19 protein-coding genes are annotated in these 22,803 nt (G+C 66.4%); 7 read left to right on the top strand and 12 right to left on the bottom strand.

What is annotated here, in order from left to right:
* Positions 1-422: 422 nt before the first annotated feature.
* Positions 423-989, bottom strand: coding sequence for an alpha/beta fold hydrolase (locus AB0L58_RS31510; RefSeq protein WP_364392384.1), 567 nt, complete (start codon positions 987-989; stop codon positions 423-425).
* Here AB0L58_RS31510 and AB0L58_RS31505 point away from each other — a divergent pair.
* Positions 952-1,422 carry a MerR family transcriptional regulator gene (locus AB0L58_RS31505; protein WP_364392382.1) on the top strand — a complete coding sequence of 157 codons (471 nt, stop codon included), beginning with the start codon at positions 952-954 and terminating at the stop codon, positions 1,420-1,422. The genes AB0L58_RS31510 and AB0L58_RS31505 overlap by 38 nt on opposite strands.
* A 99-nt stretch (positions 1,423-1,521) precedes the next feature.
* Here the strand turns inward: AB0L58_RS31505 and AB0L58_RS31500 are convergent, their stop codons facing one another.
* The gene (locus AB0L58_RS31500; RefSeq protein ID WP_364392379.1) at positions 1,522-2,889 is read right to left on the bottom strand and encodes an aspartate aminotransferase family protein; all 1,368 of its coding nucleotides are present in this window, start codon (positions 2,887-2,889) and stop codon (positions 1,522-1,524) included.
* Between the two features lie 17 nt (positions 2,890-2,906).
* On the bottom strand, positions 2,907-4,397 hold the full coding sequence (locus tag AB0L58_RS31495; RefSeq protein ID WP_364392377.1) for a CoA-acylating methylmalonate-semialdehyde dehydrogenase: 1,491 nt from the start codon (positions 4,395-4,397) through the stop codon (positions 2,907-2,909).
* Between the two features lie 117 nt (positions 4,398-4,514).
* Between AB0L58_RS31495 and AB0L58_RS31490 the strand changes: the two genes are divergently transcribed.
* Both AB0L58_RS31490 and AB0L58_RS31485 read left to right on the top strand, forming a co-directional pair.
* Positions 4,515-6,125, top strand: coding sequence for a PucR family transcriptional regulator (locus tag AB0L58_RS31490; protein WP_364392374.1), 1,611 nt, complete (start codon positions 4,515-4,517; stop codon positions 6,123-6,125).
* 50 nt (positions 6,126-6,175) lie between these two features.
* Positions 6,176-6,589 (top strand): PPOX class F420-dependent oxidoreductase, encoded by a 414-nt coding sequence (locus tag AB0L58_RS31485; protein ID WP_364392371.1) that lies wholly within the window; start codon positions 6,176-6,178, stop codon positions 6,587-6,589.
* 138 nt (positions 6,590-6,727) lie between these two features.
* On the opposite strand, the gene AB0L58_RS31480 is transcribed toward AB0L58_RS31485, so the two are convergent.
* The 3 genes from AB0L58_RS31480 to cobA form a co-directional block, all read right to left on the bottom strand.
* On the bottom strand, positions 6,728-8,209 hold the full coding sequence (locus tag AB0L58_RS31480) for an MFS transporter (RefSeq protein WP_364392369.1): 1,482 nt from the start codon (positions 8,207-8,209) through the stop codon (positions 6,728-6,730).
* Positions 8,210-8,211: 2 nt separating this feature from the next.
* Entirely contained in the window at positions 8,212-9,762 is a 1,551-nt protein-coding gene (locus tag AB0L58_RS31475; protein ID WP_364392366.1) for an MFS transporter, read from the bottom strand.
* Between the two features lie 263 nt (positions 9,763-10,025).
* Positions 10,026-11,285: a uroporphyrinogen-III C-methyltransferase gene (cobA, locus tag AB0L58_RS31470; protein WP_364392596.1), complete on the bottom strand. Its 1,260-nt coding sequence runs from the start codon at positions 11,283-11,285 to the stop codon at positions 10,026-10,028.
* Positions 11,286-11,459: 174 nt separating this feature from the next.
* Between cobA and AB0L58_RS31465 the strand changes: the two genes are divergently transcribed.
* Positions 11,460-11,924, top strand: coding sequence for a nucleoside deaminase (locus tag AB0L58_RS31465; protein ID WP_364392364.1), 465 nt, complete (start codon positions 11,460-11,462; stop codon positions 11,922-11,924).
* 22 nt (positions 11,925-11,946) lie between these two features.
* Here AB0L58_RS31465 and AB0L58_RS31460 read toward each other — a convergent pair whose 3' ends face one another.
* Positions 11,947-13,308, bottom strand: a complete 1,362-nt coding sequence (locus AB0L58_RS31460; RefSeq protein WP_364392362.1) for a DoxX family protein — start codon at positions 13,306-13,308, stop codon at positions 11,947-11,949.
* 269 nt (positions 13,309-13,577) lie between these two features.
* On the opposite strand from AB0L58_RS31460, the gene AB0L58_RS31455 reads away from it, so the two are divergent.
* Together AB0L58_RS31455 and AB0L58_RS31450 are read left to right on the top strand one after the other, a co-directional pair.
* Complete coding sequence (locus AB0L58_RS31455) at positions 13,578-14,708, top strand: phosphotransferase family protein (RefSeq protein ID WP_364392359.1); 1,131 nt, start codon at positions 13,578-13,580, stop codon at positions 14,706-14,708.
* 8 nt (positions 14,709-14,716) lie between these two features.
* The gene (locus AB0L58_RS31450; protein ID WP_364392357.1) at positions 14,717-15,847 is read left to right on the top strand and encodes a hypothetical protein; all 1,131 of its coding nucleotides are present in this window, start codon (positions 14,717-14,719) and stop codon (positions 15,845-15,847) included.
* 74 nt (positions 15,848-15,921) lie between these two features.
* Here the strand turns inward: AB0L58_RS31450 and AB0L58_RS31445 are convergent, their stop codons facing one another.
* The gene (locus AB0L58_RS31445) at positions 15,922-16,314 is read right to left on the bottom strand and encodes a VOC family protein (RefSeq protein ID WP_364392355.1); all 393 of its coding nucleotides are present in this window, start codon (positions 16,312-16,314) and stop codon (positions 15,922-15,924) included.
* A gap of 234 nt (positions 16,315-16,548) precedes the next feature.
* On the opposite strand from AB0L58_RS31445, the gene AB0L58_RS31440 reads away from it, so the two are divergent.
* The gene (locus tag AB0L58_RS31440; RefSeq protein ID WP_364392353.1) at positions 16,549-17,769 is read left to right on the top strand and encodes a cytochrome P450; all 1,221 of its coding nucleotides are present in this window, start codon (positions 16,549-16,551) and stop codon (positions 17,767-17,769) included.
* Between the two features lie 6 nt (positions 17,770-17,775).
* On the opposite strand, the gene AB0L58_RS31435 is transcribed toward AB0L58_RS31440, so the two are convergent.
* Genes AB0L58_RS31435 through AB0L58_RS31420 form a run of 4 tightly spaced genes read right to left on the bottom strand, consistent with a single transcriptional unit; the run spans position 17,776 to position 22,304 of the window.
* Complete coding sequence (locus tag AB0L58_RS31435) at positions 17,776-18,186, bottom strand: cobalamin biosynthesis protein (RefSeq protein WP_364392351.1); 411 nt, start codon at positions 18,184-18,186, stop codon at positions 17,776-17,778.
* On the bottom strand, positions 18,173-19,579 hold the full coding sequence (locus AB0L58_RS31430) for a cobyrinate a,c-diamide synthase (RefSeq protein WP_364392348.1): 1,407 nt from the start codon (positions 19,577-19,579) through the stop codon (positions 18,173-18,175). Before AB0L58_RS31430 ends, AB0L58_RS31435 begins: the two co-directional genes overlap by 14 nt.
* On the bottom strand, positions 19,573-20,187 hold the full coding sequence (gene cobO, locus AB0L58_RS31425; protein ID WP_364392346.1) for a cob(I)yrinic acid a,c-diamide adenosyltransferase: 615 nt from the start codon (positions 20,185-20,187) through the stop codon (positions 19,573-19,575). The genes AB0L58_RS31430 and cobO overlap by 7 nt, the downstream gene beginning before the upstream one ends.
* 17 nt (positions 20,188-20,204) lie before the next feature.
* Entirely contained in the window at positions 20,205-22,304 is a 2,100-nt protein-coding gene (locus tag AB0L58_RS31420; RefSeq protein WP_364392594.1) for a VWA domain-containing protein, read from the bottom strand.
* Positions 22,305-22,803 lie beyond the last annotated feature (499 nt).

The raw sequence follows: 22,803 nt of genomic DNA, 5'->3' as shown, positions 1-22,803 counted from the left end.
CGAGGATGGGCATCCACCTGCGCGCCGACAGGGCCGCCTCCGTCCGCACCACCTCGCGAGCGGAATCGCGACCGCTTCGGTAGGTCGGATCTGCTGGTGTTGTTCGGACCGCGAAAAACTCGGACGCGCGCGGTGATCGCAAGCCACGGGGAAATCTGAAATGTAGTGCCGCACAATGAATATGACGGAGTCGAGCGCCCGGGGAGGTAATCGATGACGAAGTCGAATCAGATCGTCGCAGCGGAGAAGGACGTCACGAGTGGCGCGCTGCGCGAGTTGGCGCAGCCCCGGAGTCAGCTGCAGAAGCCGGGCCTGCTGTCCAGTATCGTGCGCACCGATCAGCCGAAGATGAAGAGGGCGAACAGCTTCCATCGGAGTCGACGCGAGTGCAGGCGAAGTCGGCGGAGGTGTTGCGCCAGTCGTTACGACTCGATGGCTTCGAGAACCTCGGGAAGCGCAGTGACGCCGTCGGAAGCGAGGAAGTGACCGGCGCCGGGAACCACCTTTGCCGAGATGCCGAGTAGGCCGGCAAGGCGGTCGGTGTGATCAGACGGTACCAACGGGTCCGCATCTGACCGGATGATCGTGAGTCGACCGATATGGTTGCTGAGCCCCTTCACGTCGCAGCCATCGCTGATGAAGGAATCCAGATCCGGGAGCGCGGGTAGGCGGTCGACGAATCCGGAGACAAGCACGAGGGTGCCGAGGTGCCAGGGACCCACAAGTGAGCGGAGGTTGCGCAGCACGGTCAGACACCCCAGGCTGTGCGCGACGACTATCGACTTCTCGTCAAGGGCTCCCAAGTCGGCGCGCACGACCTCCGCCCACTGTGCGGGGTCTGGGTTCCGTGAGTTCGGAAGAGCCGGGATCGTGGTCGGGACGCCGTCCGCGTGGAGTTGCTCGGCAACCCAACTGAACCAGTGATCCTTGGGGGACGCGGCGTAACCGTGGATGATCGCGGCGCGCCGGTGGGTTGATCCAGTCGTCATACCGCGAGACGTTAAGGGTTCACGTCAGCGTGAAGGTCAAGCCGATGAGGAGAAGTCGAGAGTGTTGATCAGCGAACTCGGCAAGCTGACCGGCGTGAGCGCACGAGCGCTACGCCACTACGAGGACCGAGGGCTGTTGGTCCCGGCTCGCAACAGCAACGGATACCGCGACTACGACGAGTCCGACGTCACACGTGTGGTTCAGATCAGGACGATGATCTCAGCGGGTTTGGCAACCTCCATCATCCAGCGATACCTCGAATGCGCTCGCACCGCAGATCACGGCACGTTCCTCCAGATGTGCCCCGACCTGCGAGCTGAGCTGGACGCCATAGCCGAACGCCTCGATGCCAGGCAGGCCGAACTTCGCCAGGCCCGGCGACGATTGACCGAGCTCGCATCAGTTGACTGGCCCAGGTCGACAACGTCATGACCCGACACACCTACTCGGGCAGCGTTGTCACCTGAGGCTCTGGACACATGGGGGTCGAAATCAGCTGTCACGTCGACCTTCTCAGCGCCGAAGCATTTGTCAGGTGGTATGCGCGTCGGCGATAGTCAATGCGTGGTCGAGGATATCCAGGCCCTCCTTGGCCTCGGCCGCATCGATGATGCATGGCGGAACGACATGCAGTCGGTTGAAGTTGACGAATAGCAGCAGACCCGCCGCCTTGGCCGCGGCGACCGTCTCGGTCATGGCCGCGCTGGTGCCGCCGTAGGGGGCGAGCGGTTCACGAGTTCGCTTGTCCCGCACCAGTTCCAGCGCCCAGAACACACCGGTTCCGCGTACATCGCCGATGCTGGGGTGACGTTCGGCGAGTTCGCGCAGGCCGGGCCCGAGGACGTGGATACCGATATCGGCGGCGTTTTCCACGATCCGCTCATCGCGCATTGCGGTGATGGTCGCGACCGCGGCGGCCGTCGCCAGCGGATGGCCCGAATAGGTCAGCCCACCCGGATAGGGATGGTCATCGAAGGTCGCCGCGATGACGGGACTGATCGCGACTCCGCCGAGCGGCACATAACCCGAATTCACACCCTTGGCGAAGGTCAGCAGATCGGGAACGACACCGACGAAATGCTCTATGGCGAACCACTTTCCGGTGCGCCCGAACCCCGACATCACCTCATCGGCGATGAACACGATGCCGTACTTGTCGCACAGCGCCCGAACACCGGCCATATACCCGGGCGGCGGAATCATGATTCCCGCTGTGCCGGGAATGGATTCGAGAACGATGGCGGCGATCGTATCCGGCCCCTCGAAGACAATGGTCTGCTCGAGATGCGCCAAAGCCCGTTCCGCTTCCTCGATTTCGGTGCTCGCATGGAATTGCGAGCGGTACCGGAAGGGACCGAAGAAGCGGACGACGCCACTGCTGCCGTGATCGTTGGGCCAGCGCCGCGGATCGCCGGTGAGATTGATCGCGGTCTCGGTGCCGCCGTGGTAGGAACGGTAGCGCGAAAGCACCTTGTAGCGACCGGTATGCAGGCGCGCCAGCCGAACCGCGTGTTCGACGGCATCGGCGCCGCCATTGGTGAAGAAGATCTTGTCGAGCTCACCCGGTGTCCGCTCGGCAATCAGCCGGGCGGCCTCGGAGCGGGCATCGTTGACATGCTGAGGTGCGACGGTGCACAGCTTGGCGGCCTGTTCCTGCACCGCGGCGACGACTTTCGGATGCTGGTGACCGATATTGGTATTCACCAGCTGCGAAGAGAAATCGAGCAGGCGGTTGCCGTCACCGTCCCACACGTAGCAGCCCCGGGCCGCGGTAATGGTCATCGGCGTGCGCTGTGCCTGCGCGGACCACGAGTGGAACACGTGGCGGCGGTCGAGGTCGTAGGCGCGGGCAGCGGCCTGCCGGGCGATTTCGGGTACCAATCCATTCGGGAGGGTCATCGAATTCTCCTGCGTAACTACTTGTTCTGGGGGAATCCGAGTTCGAGTCCGCCGTGGCTGGGATCGAGCCAGCGTGTCGTGACGGCCTTACCACGGGTGAAAAAACGCACGCCCTCGGCGCCGTGCGCATGTGAATCGCCGAACAGCGAATTCTTCCAGCCACCGAAGCTGTAGTAGGCCATCGGAACCGGGATCGGCACGTTGATACCGACCATGCCGACCTCCACCTCATTGTGGAAGCGCCGGGCCGCGCCGCCGTCATTGGTGAAAATGGCAGTCCCGTTGCCGTAGGGATTGGCATTGACCAGTTCCAGTGCCTCGTCATAGCTGTCCACGCGCACGACCGACAGGACCGGGCCGAAGATTTCGTCGGTGTAGACGCTCATCTCGGTGCCCACGTGATCGAGAATCGTCGGCCCGAGCCAGAATCCATCCGCCGCCCCATCGGCCTGCACGCCGCGACCGTCGAGAACGACACTGGCCCCGGCGGACGCGCCCGCCTCGATGTAGGCGGCGACGCGATCGCGATGCTCGCGGGTCACCAGCGGACCCATATCGGTTTCGCGGGTGCCGTCCCCGGTCTTGATGGTCGCGGCCCGCTCGGCGATCTTGGCGACCAGCTCGTCACCGACTGCGCCGACGGCCAGCACCACGCTGATCGCCATGCAGCGCTCCCCCGAGGAACCGAATCCGGCGTTGACCGCGGCATCGGCGGCCAGATCCAGATCGGCATCGGGCAGTACGACCATGTGGTTCTTGGCACCGCCGAGCGCCTGCACGCGCTTACCGGCGGCGGCACCGCGTTGGTAGACATACCTCGCGACGGGAGTGGAGCCGACGAACGAGACGGCCTTGATATGCGGATTGTCGAGCAACTCGTCGACCGCGACCTTATCGCCCTGCAGCACATTGAAAACCCCCGCGGGCAAACCGGCTTCGTGCCACAGCTCGGCCAGCCACAGTGAGGAGGACGGATCCTTCTCACTCGGCTTCAGCACCACGGTATTCCCGGCGGCGATCGCGATCGGGAAGAACCACATCGGCACCATAGCCGGGAAGTTGAACGGCGATATTATCGCGACCGGGCCGAGCGGCTGGCGGATCGAGAAGATATCCACCTTCGTCGAGGCGTTCTCGGTGAATCCGCCCTGGAGTAAATGCGGGATACCACAGGCGAATTCGACCACCTCCAGGCCGCGGTTCACTTCACCGAGCGCATCGGAGTCCACCTTGCCGTGTTCGGCGGTGATCAGCCCGGCGAGTTCTGCCTTGCGCTCATTGAGCAGTTCGCGGAACCGGAACAGAATCTGAGTGCGCCGCGCCAGCGAGGTGTCGCGCCAGTCCGGGAACGCCGCCTTCGCCGATGCGATCACCGCCCTGGCGTCCTCGACACCGGCCAGCGCGACCTGTCCGGTCACCACCCCGGTCGCCGGATTCGTCACCGGCGCGGTCGCCGAGCTCGTACCCGCGAAGGGTTTGCCGTCGAGCCAATGCGCGATGGTCTGCATATTCCCTCGATTCGATGAGCGCCGAATGGTGTCGTGGTTCCGACTCTGCACCATCGTGACCCGATTTCGGCCCGACGTTCTGTATGTGATTTCGCATTTCCTATTACAATTCGTCGGATGCTGCTCTCCGTTGCCGATGTGCTGGCCATGCCGGTGGTGCGCGCGGGCGAGCCGCAGGTCGTCGGTGCGGCCGCGCTGGATCGACCGGTGCGGTGGGTGCACGTCAGCGACCTGCCGGATGTCGCCGAATTGCTGGTCGGCGGGGAGCTGATGCTGACCACCGGCCTGGCATTGACCGGCGGCGACGAGTCGACGGTCACGTATCTGCATTCGCTGGCCGCAGCGGGGGTGGCCGGACTGGTCATCGAACTCGGCGAGGCCGTGCCGCGGTTACCGCCGATCGTCGCCGAGACTGCCGACGCACTCGGACTCCCGGTTATCGCACTGCATCGCGTCACCCGCTTCGTGGAGATCACCGAGGCCGTACACCGCGTGATCGTGGCCGACCAGTACGCCGAACTCGAATTCGCGCGCACCGTGCACGAGACCTTCACCGAGCTCAGCGTGCGCCGCGCCTCGCTTGCCGAAATCGTGCAGACAGCAGCGGATATGCTCGATTCCTCGGTGGTACTGGAGGATCTGGCGCACCGGGTGCTGGCACTGACCGCCCGGCACACCAGCACCTCGATGATCCTGGAGAACTGGGAGACCACCTCGCGACTGCTGCCGCAGGACTGGGATGTGGTGCAGGTCGGTCCGCATACCCAGCGCTGGGGTCGACTGATCCTGCGTTCGAGCCGGGTCGCGACACCGCGCGCCCGCATGGTGCTCGAGCGGGCCGCGCAGACACTCACACTGCACCGGATGATCGATAAGGATCGCTTCGGCCTGCATCGCCAAGCGCAGACCGGACTCATCGACGATATGGTCAACGGCCGCGTCCTCGACGAACGCGACGCCCAGGCCAGGGCGGCCGCGCTGGGACTGCTGACCCGGCGCGCGCGCTACGTTCCGCTCGCGATCGACGTTGCCGCCCTTGCCGAATCCGATCAGGTCGCCAGGCAGCGCCGCAGCGCGGGGGTGCTCGACGCGGTCACCCACGGTCTCGGGCTGACCAAGGCCACCGCATTGACCGGGGCCGAATACGGCGACCGGGTCGCCGTGGTACTCGCGATCCCGCGCAGCACCGATCTCGACGACACGCTCCGCACCGTGTGCTCGGTGATCAGCGCCGAGGTGCGGCGGGTGGATGGCGTGCGCCGCGTGGCCATCGGCGTTGGCGCGGAGGCGGATACGCTGCTGGACACCGCGCGCGAATTGGCGCATGCGGCACATGTCGCCGAGGTCGCGTTGTCACTGGCCCCATCGGTGCCGCGACCGTTCTATCGCAGCGGCGATATCCGGCTGCGTGGACTGCTCTCGCTGATCCGCAATGACCCCGGTGTGCAGAGCTTCGCCGAAACGGAACTGAGTGCGTTGCTGCGCTACGACATTCGGCATGCGGCCGATTTGACACGCACATTGCGACAGTTCCTCGACGTCGCGGGCAATAAGACCGAACTCGCCAGGCGGCTCAATATCAGCAGACCCACGCTCTACGACCGGCTCGCCCGCATCGAGCGGATTCTCGCGGTCGACCTCGAGGACGGCGAATCCCGCACCTCACTGCATACCGCACTGCTCATCCGCGATCTGACGGCCGACTCGAATTCCAGGACCGACAATTGATTTCGTCCCAATCGGGAATGTTCGCGAGACGGTAAACGTTCCATCGACGTATGACCAGTACAGCTGTGCTCTCCGAGGAATTGAAGAAGTACCTGGACGAGTCGAAGGTCTTCGCGACCGCGGCGACGATCGGACCGAACGGACAACCACACTTGACCGTCATCTGGCTCGCGCGCGATGGCGACGATCTGCTCTTCTCCACCACGGTCGATCGGCAGCAAGGCAAGAATCTGGCCCGCGATCCACGGATCACGGTGATGATCAATCCGCCGGATAATCCGTACGTGTACGCGGAGATTCGCGGTACCGCAACGATCACGCCCGATCCCGACAAGACGCTGCCGGACAAGTTGTCGCAGCACTACATCGGGCTCCCGTACGTCGAATTCAACCCCGCCTCCGTCAACGACGGACCTCGTGTGATCGTCCGCGTGACCCCACGCAAGGTAGCCGGTCGCCTGTGAGCTCGCGCCCGGCGAAGTTTCAGCTCTGCCGGGCTCGATATTTCACACCCGGCCGCCGGGATGGGCAATGCCGCGCACGGACAAGCCGCTGTCGGCCGTGACCAGCGCACCGGTCATCACCGCGCTGTCGGTGCGCGATCAGGCCTGCTCGGCCTCTTCTCGCGCGTGCTGGGCCCGGCAGACCTCGTCCGCCGTATAGCGCAATGTCAGTGCCACCAGTCCCACCACCAATGCGCCGATGGCGGTGATGAAAAGTATCAGCGTGTAACCACTTCCGAGCGCGTCCAGCTCCGCGGGCGTCATGCCGGTGGGCTTACCCGTGCGGCCGCCGAGCGAGAGCGTCCGGGAGGCGGCGACCGGTGCGAGCAGACCGATGGCGAAGGGTGTGCCGAGGTTCATGAACATCTGGCCGACCGCGGAGAGCGGTCCGATATTCTTCGGCGCAACACCGACCAATACGCACAGTGGGACGATCACCACGGCGACACCGATGCCGAATCCGATCACCGTGAACAGCAGAACCAGGGTCGGCGAGTACGACACACCCCGTTCGAGCTTCGAGCCGAACAGCAGTCCGACGACCAGAATCGCCGCGGCACCACTCAACAGCCAGCGCGGCGCGACCGTCATCGCCAGCCGCGACGCGGTGGCGGTGCCGATACCGGCACCAATGGTGAACGGGATGAACGCGACCCCGGCGACCAGCGGGCTATAGCCGACGACATTCTGAACGAACAATCCCGCGAAATAGGTTGTCGCGGCCAGCACTCCGCTGGCCAGGAAGATGGCGCCGAAGGTGGCGACCCGATCGCGCTTATCGAATAGCGACCAGGGCAGCAGCGGATTGTCCACCCATCGCTCGGCGAGGACGAAGCAGATCAACAACACCAGACCGGCGGTAATCGAGCCGATGATGACCGGACTGTCCCAGCCGAATTCGGGCCCTTCGGTCGCACCGAATACCAGAGACGCGCAGGCGAGGGTGCCGAGTACCGCTCCGCGCACGTCCAGGGATAGTCGGTGGTGGGTGGTGTCACGTAGCCGCAGCACCGCACCCGACAGGATCAACGCACCGATCGGCACATTGATAAGGAAGATCCACCGCCAGCTCGCCTCCGTCAGCGCGCCGCCGATCACGAGTCCCCCGACCGAGCCGACCGCCATCATGGAGCCGAAGATCGCGATCGCCTGATTGCGCACCCGACCAGGTGCGAAAGTGGTCGCTACCAGGGCAAGTGCGGTCGGAGCCGCGAGCGCGGCGCCGGTCCCCTGAACCGCGCGGGCCGCGATCAGCATGCCCTCGTTCTGGGCGAGCCCACACAGCAGCGAGGCCAGTGTGAACAGTGCGACGCCCACGATGAACATGCGTTTGCGGCCGAAGGAGTCGCCGATCCGGCCGCCGAGCAGCATCAAACCCGCGAACGGCAGACCGTATGCGGTGACCATCCAGGCGCTACCGGAGCTCGATAGCGCCAGTTCGTCCTGTAGTCGGGGCAAGGCGAGAATCACCACGGTGCCATCGAGCACGACCATCAATTGCAGCCCGCTCAGCACCAGGATCGCGAGACCGAAGGCCCGCCGCGTCACCGGATACGGCATCGTAGCCGGATTGTCTGGCACAGTCAGCCACTGTAGTCAGAGCGACGGATGACAGGTAGCGGCCCGGTCCGCGGCACTACCGGCATGGAGCCGGTCCGCTGCGATTCTTCTTGGGCGTGCTGTGCCTCGGCCAGTTGTTTCGGCGTATAACGCAATGTCAGCGCGATGAAGCCCGCCAGGACCGCGACCAGTGAGCAGACCGCGAGCACCAGGGTGTAGCCGCTGCCGAGCGCGAAGATCTCGGCCTCGTTCATATCCGCGGCCTTACCGGTGCGCCCGCCCATCGACATGGTGCGCGATGCCGCGATGGGAGTGAGCAGACCGATGAAGACCGGCGTCGCCAGATTCATGAACATCTGCCCCACGGCGGACAGCGGGCCGATATCGGATGGCGGCACGCCGACGAGCACGCACAGCGGTGCGAGCACCATAGCTACGCCGACACCGAAGCCGATCACGATCAACAGCGGCAGCAGGGTGGTCAGGTAGTTCACCCGGCCGTCGAGCTGCGAGCCGACCAGCAGTCCGGCGGCCAGCACGAATGCCGCGCCGCACATCAGCCAGCGTGATGCGACGAGCAACGCCGCCTTGGACGCCAGCGCGCCGCCGATGCCGATGCCGATGGTGAATGGAATCGATGCGATACCCGCGACCAGTGGTCCGTAGCCGAGCACATTCTGCAGGAACTGCGCGACGAAGAAGGTCATCGCGCCGAGTACGCCGCCGGCCAGGAAGATCAGCAGGAAGGTGGTGACCCGGTCGCGGCTGTCGAACAGCGACCACGGCAGCAGTGGACCGTCGACGGTCCGCTCGACGACCACGAAGACGATCAGCAGCACCGCACCCCCCACCAACGCACCGATGACGGCCGGACTCCCCCAACCCAGCTCGGGTCCCTCGGTCGCACCGAACACGATCGCCGCGCACGCCACGGTGCCGAGGACCGCGCCGCGGATATCGAGTGCGGACCGGTGGTGTTCGGTATCCGCGAGCTGGGACAGGGCACCGAGAATGATCAGTACCCCGATGGGCACGTTGATCAGGAAGATCCACCGCCAGCTCATCTCGGTGAGCGCGCCGCCGACCACCAGACCACCCACGGAACCGATACCGACCATCGAGCCGACGATCGCGATCGCCTGATTGCGTGCCTTTCCGGGCGCGAAAGTGGTTGCCACCAGCGCGAATGCCGTCGGTGCCGCGATTGCCGCACCCGCGCCCTGTACGGCGCGGGCCGCGATCAGCATGGCCTGGCCCTGCGCCAACCCGCACAGCAGCGAGGCGACGGTGAACAGCGCGACGCCGAGCATCAGCATCGGCTTGCGGCCGAAGACGTCGCCGAGCCGCCCACCGAGCAGCATCAGGCCCGCGAAGGTCAGGCCGTAGGAGGTCACGGTCCATGCGCCGCCCGCGCTCGTCATGCCCATCTCCTCTTGCAGCCGAGGCAGCGCGAAGATGACCACGGTGCCGTCGAGCACAACCATCAGCTGCAACCCGCTCAGCACGAGAATCGCGAGACCGAAGGCCCGCTGCGTCACCGGGTACTGCGTCTTCGCGGGGGGATTATCGAGCACGATGAGCCACTGTAATTGATCCGGAACCCACGTCTCCGCTCCCCGCGGTGCGATTCAGCGGGTCATAGCAAAACTTGCTCGGCGGTTGTGACACCTTCCAGTTGCGGGAGCCGAGCGGTTGTGCCGTCGGATATCGCAGCCGATGGACGAGCGGAGCGCGGCGGCTGCGGCCCCGACAGACCATCACTGAACCTGGACTCATCGCGCGGCAGCGACGCGGTGGTTCGAGGCACCCGGCCCGGACCGCTCGCGGCGAGCAGCCCTCATCCGGCGGATGACTCGGCCCGTGGTTCGGCGGTATCCACCGTGAACCCTGCCGTAGGCCCGATGACGACGATCGCGGGTGGGCGGATCGCCTCCGCACGCACGCGGGCGGCGACGGTGCCGAGGTCGGCACGCAGCACACGTTGGGTGCGCAGGGTGCCCTCCTGGATCACCGTCGCGGGCGTGTCGGCGGGGCGGCCGCCCTCGATGAGGGCGCTGGCGAATTGTTCGATGCGCTCGACCGCCATCATGAGCACGATGGTGCCGCGCAGGCGGGCCAGCGCGGGCCAGTCGACCAGGGAATCCGGGTGATCAGGTGCGACGTGGCCGCTGACCACCACGAATTCATGGGTGACCCCGCGGTGGGTCACCGGAATGCCCGCGGCAGCGGGGACGGAGATGGGGCTGGTGATGCCGGGGACCACGGTGACCGGAATGCCCGCATCGACGCAGGCCTCGAGCTCCTCATAGCCACGCCCGAATACATACGGGTCACCGCCCTTGAGCCGCACCACGAATTTGCCCGCCTTGGCGCCCTCGATCAGCGCGGAATTGATCGCCTCCTGCGCCATCGCCCGCCCGTACGGAATCTTGGCCGCATCGATCACCTCGACGTCCGGGCCGAGTTCGGCCAGCAGTTCCGGCGGTGCGAGCCGGTCGGCGACGACGAGATTCGCGCGGGCCAGCAGACGGCGGCCGCGCACCGTGATCAGATCAGGATCGCCGGGACCGCCGCCGACGAGTGCGACGCCCGGGGTGATCGGCGTCGAATCATCGGTCACCACACCCGATTGCAGCGCCTCGAGCAACGCATTGCGCACCGCGGCGGACCGCCGATGCTGACCACCGGCCAGCACACCGAGCGTGAGGCCGTCGTACCGAGCGGTCGCCGGAGTTACCGCCGTTCCCAGCCGAGCGACATCGGCGCGCACACAGAAGATCCGGCGCCGCGTGGCCTCCTCGACGACGGCCGCATTGGTCTCGGGTTCGTCGGTACATGCGATCGCATACCAGGCACCGTCCAGATCACCGTCGACGTAAGCGCGCAAGGTCAGTGTGAGTTGCCCCGACGTAGCCATTCCCTCCACGGCCGGGGTGACTTCGCGACTCACGACATGCACATCCGCCCCGGAGGCGATCAGCAGCCCGAGCCTGCGCTGCGCCACCGTCCCACCGCCGACCACGACGACACGCCGTCCATTGAGATCGAGCCCGACCACGTAGTTCGGATCATTCGCGGGGCGGTCGGCAGGGTCGATTCCCGGCTGGTCATCGGTGGGTACTGACGTGTTCGGCACAGTGTTCGAGCCTACGTCCTGCGTGGGCGTTCCCAGCAATCACCCGTCGTACGCGGGCAACCAGACCAGCCCGCCATTGCCCGACGACGCACGCCTACGTTGCGGTGGCCACCGGGTTGGGGGCAGGTTGGAGCCATGACACGGGCGATATCGGCACGGCAACTGCTCGAGGTGGCTTACGACGAGGCCCTGCACGGCTTGGCCGAAGGCGGGATTCCGATCGGCGCGGCCCTGTTCACGGCCGATGGCGCCCTGCTCGGACGCGGGCACAACCGGCGGGTGCAGTCCGGTGATCCCAGCATGCACGCCGAAACCGATGCGTTCCGCAATGCGGGCCGTCGCCGCGACTACGGCTCGACCGTCATGGTGACCACCCTGTCACCGTGCTGGTACTGCAGCGGGCTGGTGCGCCAGTTCGGGATCGGCGCGGTCATCATCGGGGAAGCACAGACCTTTTACGGCGGGCAGGACTGGCTGGCCGAGCACGGCGTCGCGGTGACCGTACTCGACGACCAGCGCTGCGTCGACCTGATGGCCGAATTCATCGCCGACCGACCGCTGCTCTGGCACGAAGATATCGGGGTCGCGGACGAAGGTTGATCATGCTGTCGGACAAGGGATTTCAACGGAAGTACGGATAATCCTGCACCCAGTTGAACCCACGGCCGCGCAGCGGGAAGCTGTTCGGATCGACCTGCCGCACGGTGATGGTCACCGGTCGACCGTTCAACTGCCCGTTCAGCGTGAGACGGTCGGGCGCGGGCTGGTCGAAGGTGAAGTCAGCGATCTGGGCGGGTCGCGCGTTCGGCTGTTCCGGCGGTGCGGACACCGAGATCTTGTGGGCGGCGGTATCGACAGCGGGGACAGCGGGTACGAGAGTGCCGTCCATCTTCTGGTAGGTCATCCCGGAGACATCGAAAATGACGCGCTGCCACCGTGTCTCATCGGTCGTCAGCGGCGGGACGGGCACACCGTCCTGGATGAATTCCGAAACCGCCCAGATCCCGTACAGCGGTGGCTTCGGGCTGCCACCGCCGCCCTCGTTCCAGTACTTCAGGCCGGTGTGCACGAAACCCGATGCCATCCACACGCCAACCGCCACTTGCAATGCGATCGCGATCCGACGAGTTCGGTTGCGGCGGAACGGATCCGGCTGCGTTGCGGGTTCCGACGGCCGGTTCAGCACCAGCACATTCGCCAATCGCCGCGCCTGCGGCGCGAGCAGCACCATGCTCAGCAGCACGAGGTGGAAGGCCAGGATCTTGACCGGGACGTCGAAGGTCATATTGAGCACGAACACCTGCGCCAAGCTCACCAGGCTCAGCATTGCGCCGAGTGTCGCGGTCCTGGGCACGAACAGCAGAACTCCACCGAGCACTTCGGCGCAGCCGAGCAGGATCTCGTAGGTGGGTGAACTCCCGACCTGATTCCAGAGCACCGAGGCGGGGCTGAACTCACCGTAGGGTTGCAGCAGCTTCGCCAGCGGCGGCTCCGGCATCTGCGTCGGAATCGCCTTGGCGAAGCCGTAGAGCAGCATCTGCCCGCCCAGGCACAGCCGGACGAAGAGTAGGAACCAGGCCTGCAGCCGCCGATAGTTCGGCCTGCGCCGGTCCAGCGCCGTCCAGATGAGGGTCGACACCGTGGCGACGATCAGCACGCAGCAGACGAATGACCAGATGAAGTATTGATCGCCGCTGCCCGAATCCTCACGCAGCACGACATCGGCATGGAAGAACAGTCGCCCGACCGGCTCGATGATCGGGCGCACAGCGCGGAATTCCCAGAGCACCGCGCTGTCCGGCAACGATCCGGCGAGCAGTCCGGCGAAGGCGAACGGAATCTGGGTGAACAGCAGGCAGAAGAGGCCGAAATAGCCGAAGGTGAACCGAAAAGCGATCCTTGTCAACGGATTCCATCGAATCGGCGGCTCGGGTGGTATGACGCCGTCTTCCCGATCGAGAACCTCTGTACCGACCGCGCTCACACCGAACCCTCCCTCTCACGACTCCACGTCAGCCGACGGTATCGGCGCCACGGGCGCGCCCGCTTCCAGGAAAACCCCGATTTACACCCCATCCACCGGCGTACGCGACTCCGCCGGAAGTATGACCTCCCACCCGGCAGTCCAGTACCGCGGATTGTCAATACCGGATATCACCCAGTGAGGGTCGCTCGATTTCTTCGAATTTCTACGGTAAGCAGCGACTAGAACGCGTTACAGTTTCCGCAGGCAAATGCGTCAGGAGGACAAGAATGGCCGATGAGCCCGATCCCACCGCGCGGCGGCAGCTGACCGTCAGCGCGCGGGACCTCGACACCCTCGCCGCGGACCTGTCCCGGTGGCTGGGCGACCGGGTGCATGCGGATCACCCGCCCAAGATTTCGGCGCTGTCGCGACCGCAGGGTGCGGGCATGTCGAGTCCGACAGTGCTGTTCGATGCCGAATGGAGTGTGGACGGGCGTGTCGACGGCGGTTCGTTCGTGGCCAGGATGACACCGGAGGCCGATTCCTTTCCTGTCTTCGAAACCTATGACCTGGAGTTGCAGTACCGGATCATGGCCGCGGTCGCGGCCGCCTCGGCGGTGCCGGTCCCCGAACTGTGCTGGCTGGAGACCGACGAGAAGCCCCTCGGCACAAAGTTTTTCGTGATGCGACGAATCGAGGGCCGGGTGCCCTCGGACAATCCGCCGTATGTGTTCATCGGCTGGCTCTTCGACGCGAGTCCGCAGGAGCGTGCCGAATTGACCGCGAAGACCGTCGATGTCATTGCGAAGGTGCACGAAATCCCGGATCCGGCAACGCGATTCCCGATGCTGGACGGTCCCGGTCAGGCATTGCGCCGACATGTCGAATGGCACCGCAACTGGTACCGCTGGGCGTTGGCCGATGACGGCTATGCGATTCCGCTTATCGAGCGGGCCTTCGACTGGCTCGACGCGCATTGGCCCACCGACCCCGGCCCGGACGTGCTGAGTTGGGGCGATTCGCGACCGGGCAACATCCTGTACGACGGCTTCACCCCGGTCGGCGTACTCGATTGGGAGATGGCCGGACTCGGCCCGCGCGAGCTGGATATCGCCTGGGTCATCTTCATCCACCGCTTCTTCCAGGACCTTGCCACCCGCTTCGATCAGCCCGGACTGCCGGACTTCCTGCGGCGCGCGAATGTCGTCGCGAAATACGAAGAGATCACCGGATACACCGTCCGGGATCTCGACTTCTACATCGTGTACGCCGCGCTGCGGCACGCGATCGTGATGGCCAGGGTCAAGCGCCGGATGATCCACTTCGGCGAGGACACCGACACCCCCGATCGCGACGACTACGTGATGCACCGAGCAAGCCTGGAGGCACTGCTCGCCGGAACCTACGAATGGGATTAGAGGAAATCATGGCTGTATCCGATGGTCGCTCCCCAGGCTCCGCGCCCTCGCCCCTCGATGAATACCCGATCCACCAGACCCACCTGTCCATGTCCCGGGTCGCCAGCAGCGACCGGAACTTCTACGACAGAAGCTATTTCAACGGCCACGACCGCGACGGCGGCACCTTCTTCGTCACCGGCGGCGGGGTGTATCCGAACCTCGGGGTGATCGACGCGTACGCCTGCGTCCGCCGCGGTGACGTGCAGCGCACGGTCCGCTTCTCCGACGCGCTCGGCGATCGCGGTGTCGACCTGCGCGTCGGCGGCTACCGCATCGAGGTGCAGGAACCGCTGCGGCGGATCCGGGTGGTCTGTGAGCACGATGACCTCGGCTTCGACCTCACCTGGCACGGATCGTTCCCGGCCGTCGAGGAACAACCACATCTGATCCTCAACGGCAACCGCCCGATCATCCAGGCAACCCGGTTCGCACAGGTCGGCTCGTGGGAGGGGACGCTGCACGTCGATGGCACGGACATCACCGTCGATCCGGACGTCTGGATGGGCACCCGGGACCGCTCCTGGGGCATCCGCCCGGTCGGCGAACCCGAGCCGCCGGGCCGGGCCGCCGCAGAACCGTCCGGCGGATTCTGGTGGATGTACGTACCGCTGCGTTTCGACGATTTCGCCATCGTGCTGATCCTGCAGGAGGAGCCCGACGGCAAGCGCACCCTCAACGATGCCGTCCGCATCTTCCCGGACGGGCGCACCGAACAGCTGGGCTGGCCGCGCTACCACATCGAATACCGTTCCGGCACAAGGTATCCCATCGGAGCCAGACTGGAGCTGACCACCCCGGACGGTAAGCCGCTCGAGGTCGAGGTCCGCACCGTCACCAATATCCCCCTGCACGTCGGCTGCGGGTACGGCGGGGATCCGGACTGGCTGCACGGTCGCTGGATGGGACGCGACTGGTCCTCGAGCAGCAGTTACGACCTGACCGATCCGGCCATCGCGAGCCGCATCCCGTTCGGCGTCATCGACCATGTCGCGCACGCGCGCTGCGGGGAATCGGAGGGGTGGGGCCTGTTCGAACACGGGAGTCTCGGGCGGCACGATCCGACCGGGTTCGCCGACTGGGGTTCGGTCGCACCGTAGGGATTTCGGGTGGGTGCGCGCTCGTGCGTGCCCACCCCGAGCCCGCAACCGTACGGCCGAGTCACACCACGGTTTCAGCTCGTCGGTCGAGCCAAGTCGGGACGCTTCAGATAGTCGGTCAGCCCGATCACATTTCCCCATGGATCGCAAACCTCTACGCTCCAACCGGTTCCGACCTCGAACGGCGCACTGACCACCGGCACGCCATGTCCTTCGAGTTCCGCAGCGGCGGCCAACGCATCCGGCACCTCCAACCACAGCCGCATGCCGGACAACCCGGCCGCCCCCGCCCGCGGATCCACCCGAGCCATCGCACCGGCCACCTCACCCCCGACATCGAATACCGCGATCCCCTGCTCCGGCAGCGTGAATTTCACCGGCAATCCCAATACGCCACCGTAGAACGACACCGCGGCATCCAGATCACCGACCGGAACCAGCACATTGTCGATACCTCGGATATCCATCAACCCACTAAACCACCCCGACGCGGCCCCTCGGCGCGATCGACACCGAATCGCTGGGCTTCCCGCGGCTGAGAACCACCCTGATGGCGGGCGCCGAGGACGCCTGGCACCATGCCGCTCCACCAGCGAAACATCGTGCCGAACAAGATGATTCGGCACAAGCCTGGTCTGGTCGTATTCGCGACCGGTCGTCCATACCCGTGCCAACGGGTCGGCACCGCCCGAGGGGTCATCATGACAGATCTTCCCGCATTCCCCGCCGCCGACGAAAGCCCGCTCGACACCTGCATCCGGCTACAGCAGACCGCGCCCGTGGTCGAAGTGGAATTCCCAGGTGGTGTGCCCGCCTATTTGGCCTTGACGCACACCGCCGTTGCGGAGATTCTGGCCGGTGACAACAAGACCTTCGCCAGAGACCCGAAGCATTGGCCCGCGCTGTACGACGGATCGATCCCGGAAGACTGGCCGCTGCGGGCCATCGTGCAGGGCGACCACCTGGCGACGAAGGATGGTGAGGACCACCGTCGGTTGCGTGGTCTGGTCAGCAAGGGGTTCACGCCGCGGCGAGTGCAGGCGATGGAACCGCGCATCCAGGAGATCATCGATGGACTACTGGACGAGGTGATCGCGGCGGGTGACGGAGTGGACCTGGTGCCCAACTTCACCGACGCGCTACCGATGGCGGTCATCGCCGAATTGTTCGGCGTCGCCGAAGCGGACCGGCCACGACTGCGGAAATGGACCTCCACCCTACTGGCGCACACCACCCCGCCCGAGGTGGCCTTCGCGACCAGGAACGAACTCGTGGCCTTCCTGCACGGACTGGTGCAGCAAAAGCAGCAGGAACCCGGCGACGACCTGACCTCGGATCTGGTGCAGGCTCGCGATGCGGGCGATCGGCTCACCACCGACGAATTGGTCGGCGTGCTCTGGGTGATGCTGATTGCCGGTCACGAAACCACGGTGCACCTGCTCGGTCACGCCGTGATCGCACTGCATCGCAATCCTGATCAGCTCGCGGTGGCCAAGGCCGAACACCGTTGGGCGGATGTCGTCGAGGAGACGTTGCGGTACCGGCACTCGGTCATGATGACCAGCTACCGGTTCACACTGACCGATGTGACGATCGCCGGTGTCACCATTCCCAAGGGGAATGCGGTCGGTGTGGTCTATCAGGCGACCGGTGTCGATCCGGAGAAGTACGGCGAGACCGCGAACCAATTCGACCTCACCCGCAAACAGACCGGACATCTCGGCTTCGGTCATGGACCGCGCTACTGCATCGGCGCCCCGCTCGCCCGACTGGAGAGCCGACTAGGACTCGCCTCGCTCTACCGGCGACTACCGGATCTGCGGCTGGCCATCGATCCGGACGATATTCCCTACTCACCGTCGTTGATCACCGTCGGGCCGTTGTCCCTGCCGATCGAGCTCGGCTCGGTCTCCCGGTCCTGACTCTTGTTACGCCAGTGGTAATTTCGGGGCGAGCGCGGCCGCGATCACTATCCCGTCGACGGTCCGCTTGGGAATGACGAGCGGACCGTCGACGGCCAGTAGCGCGGCCGCCTCGGCGACACTGGCGGTGCCGAGCGCGGCCGCGATGCGTGCCGAGGGATTCGGTACGTCGACCTGTGCGAGCTCGGCCGCTGTAAAGCTGCGGACCGAGACGCCCAAACGAGCGGCGGCACCACGAACGCCGAGTTCCTCGGCGCGCCGATCGATGGTCGCGAGGTAGGCAATAGGCCGGTCGCCCAGCACTTCTCGCAGCGCGGCCAGAATCCGTTCGCTCGATGTGCCCGGCCGAAGCCCGAGGCCGACGACGCAGCCCTGCGGCGATACCGGTGTGCTTGTCGAAGACTCAGATGGTGGCACGGGAGCGGGCGTAGTCGGCGGCTGCTGCAACGAAACCGGTTGTGGCGCTGGGATTTCCAGCAGGGTGGGTGTGCAGATAGGAGGCGTGGACGCGGTGGATGAGAGCGCCCTCGCGGATGCGCTCGCCTGCGAGGTGCCAGCCCCAGGCGGGGGTGGCGGCGCCACCGGCGACAAGGCGGGTGCGATGGAATTCGTGGCCACGCACCCGTTCTCCCGCGCGCCACAGGGCGGAGTCGGCCAGTGCCACGGCATCTCGATAGCCGAGGGTCAGGCGCGGACCGAATTCGGCCGTCGCATCGACTACACCCGCCATCGGATGCCCATCGAGCGAGCGGCTGAGGTACAGCAGTCCAGCACATTCGGCGTGCACGGGCAGGCCCGCCCTGGCCTGCTCGGCGACCTGCGCCAGCAGCCGTTCATTGGCCGCCAGCGCCGCCGCGTGCTCCTCCGGAAACCCACCTGGCAACACCAAACCGGCTGTCCCCGTGGGAAGTTCATCCCGCATCGGGTCGAAAACCACCACCCGCGCCCCGGCCGCCGCCAACAGCTCCCGATGCTCGGCATACCCGAACGTGAACGCGGGCCCGCCCGCCATCGCGATCACCGGACCTCCATCGCCGACGCCCGCAGGAGCCGTACCGTCGCGCACCGCGGTTGCCGGATCCCAGGCTGGAGCGGTGCCGTTCGAGCGGGCGAGGCGGGCAATGGCGGAGAGGTCGACGTGGGTGGCGACCAGATCGGTCATTGCCTCGACGGCGGCGGTGGCGGCGTGGCCGTGTTCCACGGCGGGGATGAGGCCTAGGTGGCGGGACGGGACCTCGAGTTCGGCCATGCGCGGTAGTGATCCGAGTACCGGGAGGCCGACTCGATCGCAGGCGGCACGCAGCACCTGATCGTGGCGTTCGCTGCCGACGCGGTTGAGGATGACGCCGCCCAAACGGATCGCGGTATCGAAGGTGGCGAAGCCGTGCAGGACGGCGGCCAGGCTCTGGCTGTGTCCGCGCGCGTCGACGACCAAAATCACTGGAGCACCGAGTAATCCGGCGACCTGCGCGGTGGATCCCTCGGCGATCGGTGCGGTGTGGTGCTCGTCGATGCGGCCGTCGAACAGGCCCATGACGCCCTCGACCACCGCCAGATCACATCCATCGGCACCGTGGCGATACAGCGGAACGACCTGTTCCGCGCCGACCAGCACCGGATCGAGATTGCGACCGGGCCGCCCCGCCGCCAGGCCGTGATACCCCGGATCGATATAGTCCGGCCCCACCTTGAACGGTGCCACCCGATGCCCGGCCCGCCGCAGCGCCCCGATCAAACCGGTCGCCAGCGTCGTCTTGCCGCTCCCGGAAGCTGGAGCGGCGATCACCACCGCCGGAACCCCACTCACCATTCAATGCCTCGCTGGCCCTTGCGGCCTGCGTCCATGGGGTGTTTGACCTTGGTCATTTCGGTGACGAGGTCGGCGGCATCCACGAGGGCTCCGGGGGCATCGCGGCCGGTGATGACCACATGCTGATTGCCGGGGCGGTTGCGGAGGGTTTCGACCACCTCGTCGACATCGACCCAGCCCCATTTGAGGGGGTAGGTGAACTCGTCCAGGACGTAGAAGCGGTGCTGTTCGGACTGGAGCCGGCGCGCGATCTCGCGCCAACCGGCCAGCGCGGCGGCGGCATGGTCTTCGTCGGTGCCCTGTTTGCGGGTCCAGGACCAGCCCTCGCCCATCTTGTGCCATTCGACCGGTCCACCGACACCGGTCTCGTCGTGCAGGCGGCCCAGGGTACGAAATGCCGCCTCCTCCCCCACCTTCCACTTGGCGCTCTTGACGAACTGGAATACCGCGATATCGAATCCCTGATTCCACGCCCGCAACGCCATCCCGAATGCGGCCGTCGACTTCCCCTTGCCCGGCCCGGTGTGCACAGCGAGTACCGGCAGATTCCGTCGTTGTCGCGTGGTCAACCCATCATCCGGAACCGTCTCCGGCACACCCTTGGGCATCGAAACTCCTTGGTAGCTCAGGCAGCCCGGGTCACGCCGGGGCGGCCGGATCCGGCGCGGACAATATCGGCGACCGAATCGCCGGTCAGTTCGGCGAGTCGGAGATAGCCCGCGCGGAGGGCGCGCGCCAGCTCGGCGGCGAGACCGAGACGGACCATGCCGCGCTCGCAGTCCACGACGACCGAGGTGATCGCCTCGGCGGCAAGCAGATTCGCGGCGGTACGGGCGCGCGGCACCGGATCGACACCACCGGTGGCGCGGCCGTCGGTGAGCAGAACCAACAGCGGGCGGCGGCGCGGATCGCGGACGCGTTCACGGTGCACGACCTCGCGTGCCTTCAAAAGTCCTGCGGCGAGCGGGGTTTTACCGCCGGTGCGGATGCCGGACAGCCGCCGCACCGCGATATCCACCGAGGAGGTCGGCGGCAGGACGAGTTCGGCTTCCTTGCCACGCACGGTGATCACCGCGACCTTGTCCCGCCGCTGGTAGGCGTCGCGCAGCAAAGCGACGACTGCGCCGGTAACCGCCGCGAGCCGGTCGCGCGCCGCCATGGAACCGGACGCGTCGACCACGAAGACCACCAGATTGCCTTCGCGCCCTTCGCGATACGCGCCGCGCAGATCATCGGCGACGAGTTTCAACGGCCCTTCGGCTCGCCCGCGGGCGTGCTGGTGCGGTGCGGCGGCGAATACGGTGCCGAGCAGATGCAGGCCGCCGGAGGTATCGGTACTCGACCGCACCGCGCGCCCCTGCCTGGTCTGCGCGCGCGAACGCCGCCCCGCCGCGCCCGCACCGACGCCGGGCACCTCCCAACGCGGCGGTGTCACAACGGATGTCGCGGGAGCACCGATGCGCCCCTCAGGTGCGGACGGCGATTGCCCACCGCCCGGCGAATGCGGACCGTCCGGACCGGGAGCACCCGGACCGCCGTTGCTCGGACCGCCATCCGGATCATCATCTGGACCTTGACCATCCAGGCCACCGCTGCCGAGACCAGCATCCGGATCGCTCGCATTGTTCAACGCGCTATCCGAACCCGCGCCATCGGCATCGTCGAGGCCGCCACTCGAACCGATGTCGTTCGAACGGCCGTCGTCGAGCTCATCTCCCGCGAGATCCGCAGCCCCGCGCTGTCGACCCGACTTTTCCGCCTCTTCCCCCGCCGCGCGCATCGCCTCATCCAACTGCTCTTCGCTGATCCCCGGCTCATCGAACGGATCCCGCCGCCGCCGATGCGGCAATGCCAACTCGGCCGCAACCCGCACATCCGCCTCGGCCACGGCATCGGCCCCACGCCAGGCCGCATGTGCGGTAGCGGTCCTGGCCAGCACCAGATCGGCCCGCATCCCGTCCACATCGAATGACGCGCACAGCGCCGCGATCCGCCGCAGCTCCACATCATCGAGCGCGATGGATGCGACGCGCTCGCGGGCGGTGAGAATCCGCTCGGCCACCGCCCGGTCGGCGGCGGCATAGCGCGCGGCGAATCCGGCCGGATCCGCCTCGTAGTCCAGCCGCCGCCGCACCACCGCCATCCGCACGTCCACATCCCGGGAGGCCGCCACGTCGACGGTGAGCCCGAACCGGTCCAGCAGCTGCGGGCGGAGCTCACCCTCCTCCGGATTCATGGTGCCGACCAGCACGAAACGTGCCGGATGCGAATGCGATACCCCATCACGCTCGATATGTACCCGCCCCATCGCGGCGGCGTCGAGCAGCACGTCCACCAGGTGGTCGTGCAGCAGATTCACCTCATCGACATAGAGCACGCCGTGATGCGCGGCCGCCAGCAGTCCGGGCCGGAATGCCTGCTCGCCATCGCGCAGCACCCGCGCCAGGTCCAGAGAACCGACCACCCGGTCTTCAGTGGCGCCCACCGGCAGCTCCACCAGCCGAGCGGGCCGCGCACCCGTCTCGTCGACAACAGGCGGCAGCAATTGCGCGAGCGCCCGCACCACAGTGGATTTCGCGGTCCCCTTCTCCCCGCGCACCAATACCCCACCGATCCCGGGATGTACCGCGCACAGGATCAACGCAAGCTGCAACCGTTCCTGCCCGACCACCGCCGAGAACGGAAATCCCGCGTCACCGTCGGCACCGGGACGCGCCCCGGTCAGTGCAGGGGCATGCGGCGCGGTTTCCGTACGGGACAGTGACACGCCCCAAACTCTATTCGCGCCACAACGCCGCCCCAGCAGCACCCTCCACCGCGGGACACCTCCAGGTGCGTACCAGGGGAGCCGGGCCTTCCACTCGAGCAGCCACCACGGAGCGAATCTCACGAGCAACCCGCTCGCGGGCGGTCTCGTCGAAGCGAACGCGACGCACACACCGAATGTCAGTGCGCACATCAGGTGCAGAACGACTCGCCCTCAACCAACCAGCACGGAGCGAGCCTTATAAGCGAGCGTTCGCGGCCCGTCTCGCGTCCGAGCCGTCGAAGCGCATGCGCCGCAGGCGCGGAGACCCGCCCGCCCGGCGCGTGTACATCGGTGCCGAACAACCCTGCATCAACGACCACCACGGAGCGAGTCTTACGAGCGACCGTTCGCGGCCCGTCTCGCGTCCGAGCCGTCGAAGCGCATGCGCCGCAGGCGCGGAGACCCGCCCGCCCGG

Origin of the sequence: Nocardia sp. NPDC052112 (assembly GCF_040680135.1) — a bacterium.
Lineage (GTDB): Bacteria > Actinomycetota > Actinomycetes > Mycobacteriales > Mycobacteriaceae > Nocardia.
Note: the sequence above shows the minus strand (reverse complement) of the source record. Positions and strands in the feature narration are given on the sequence as shown.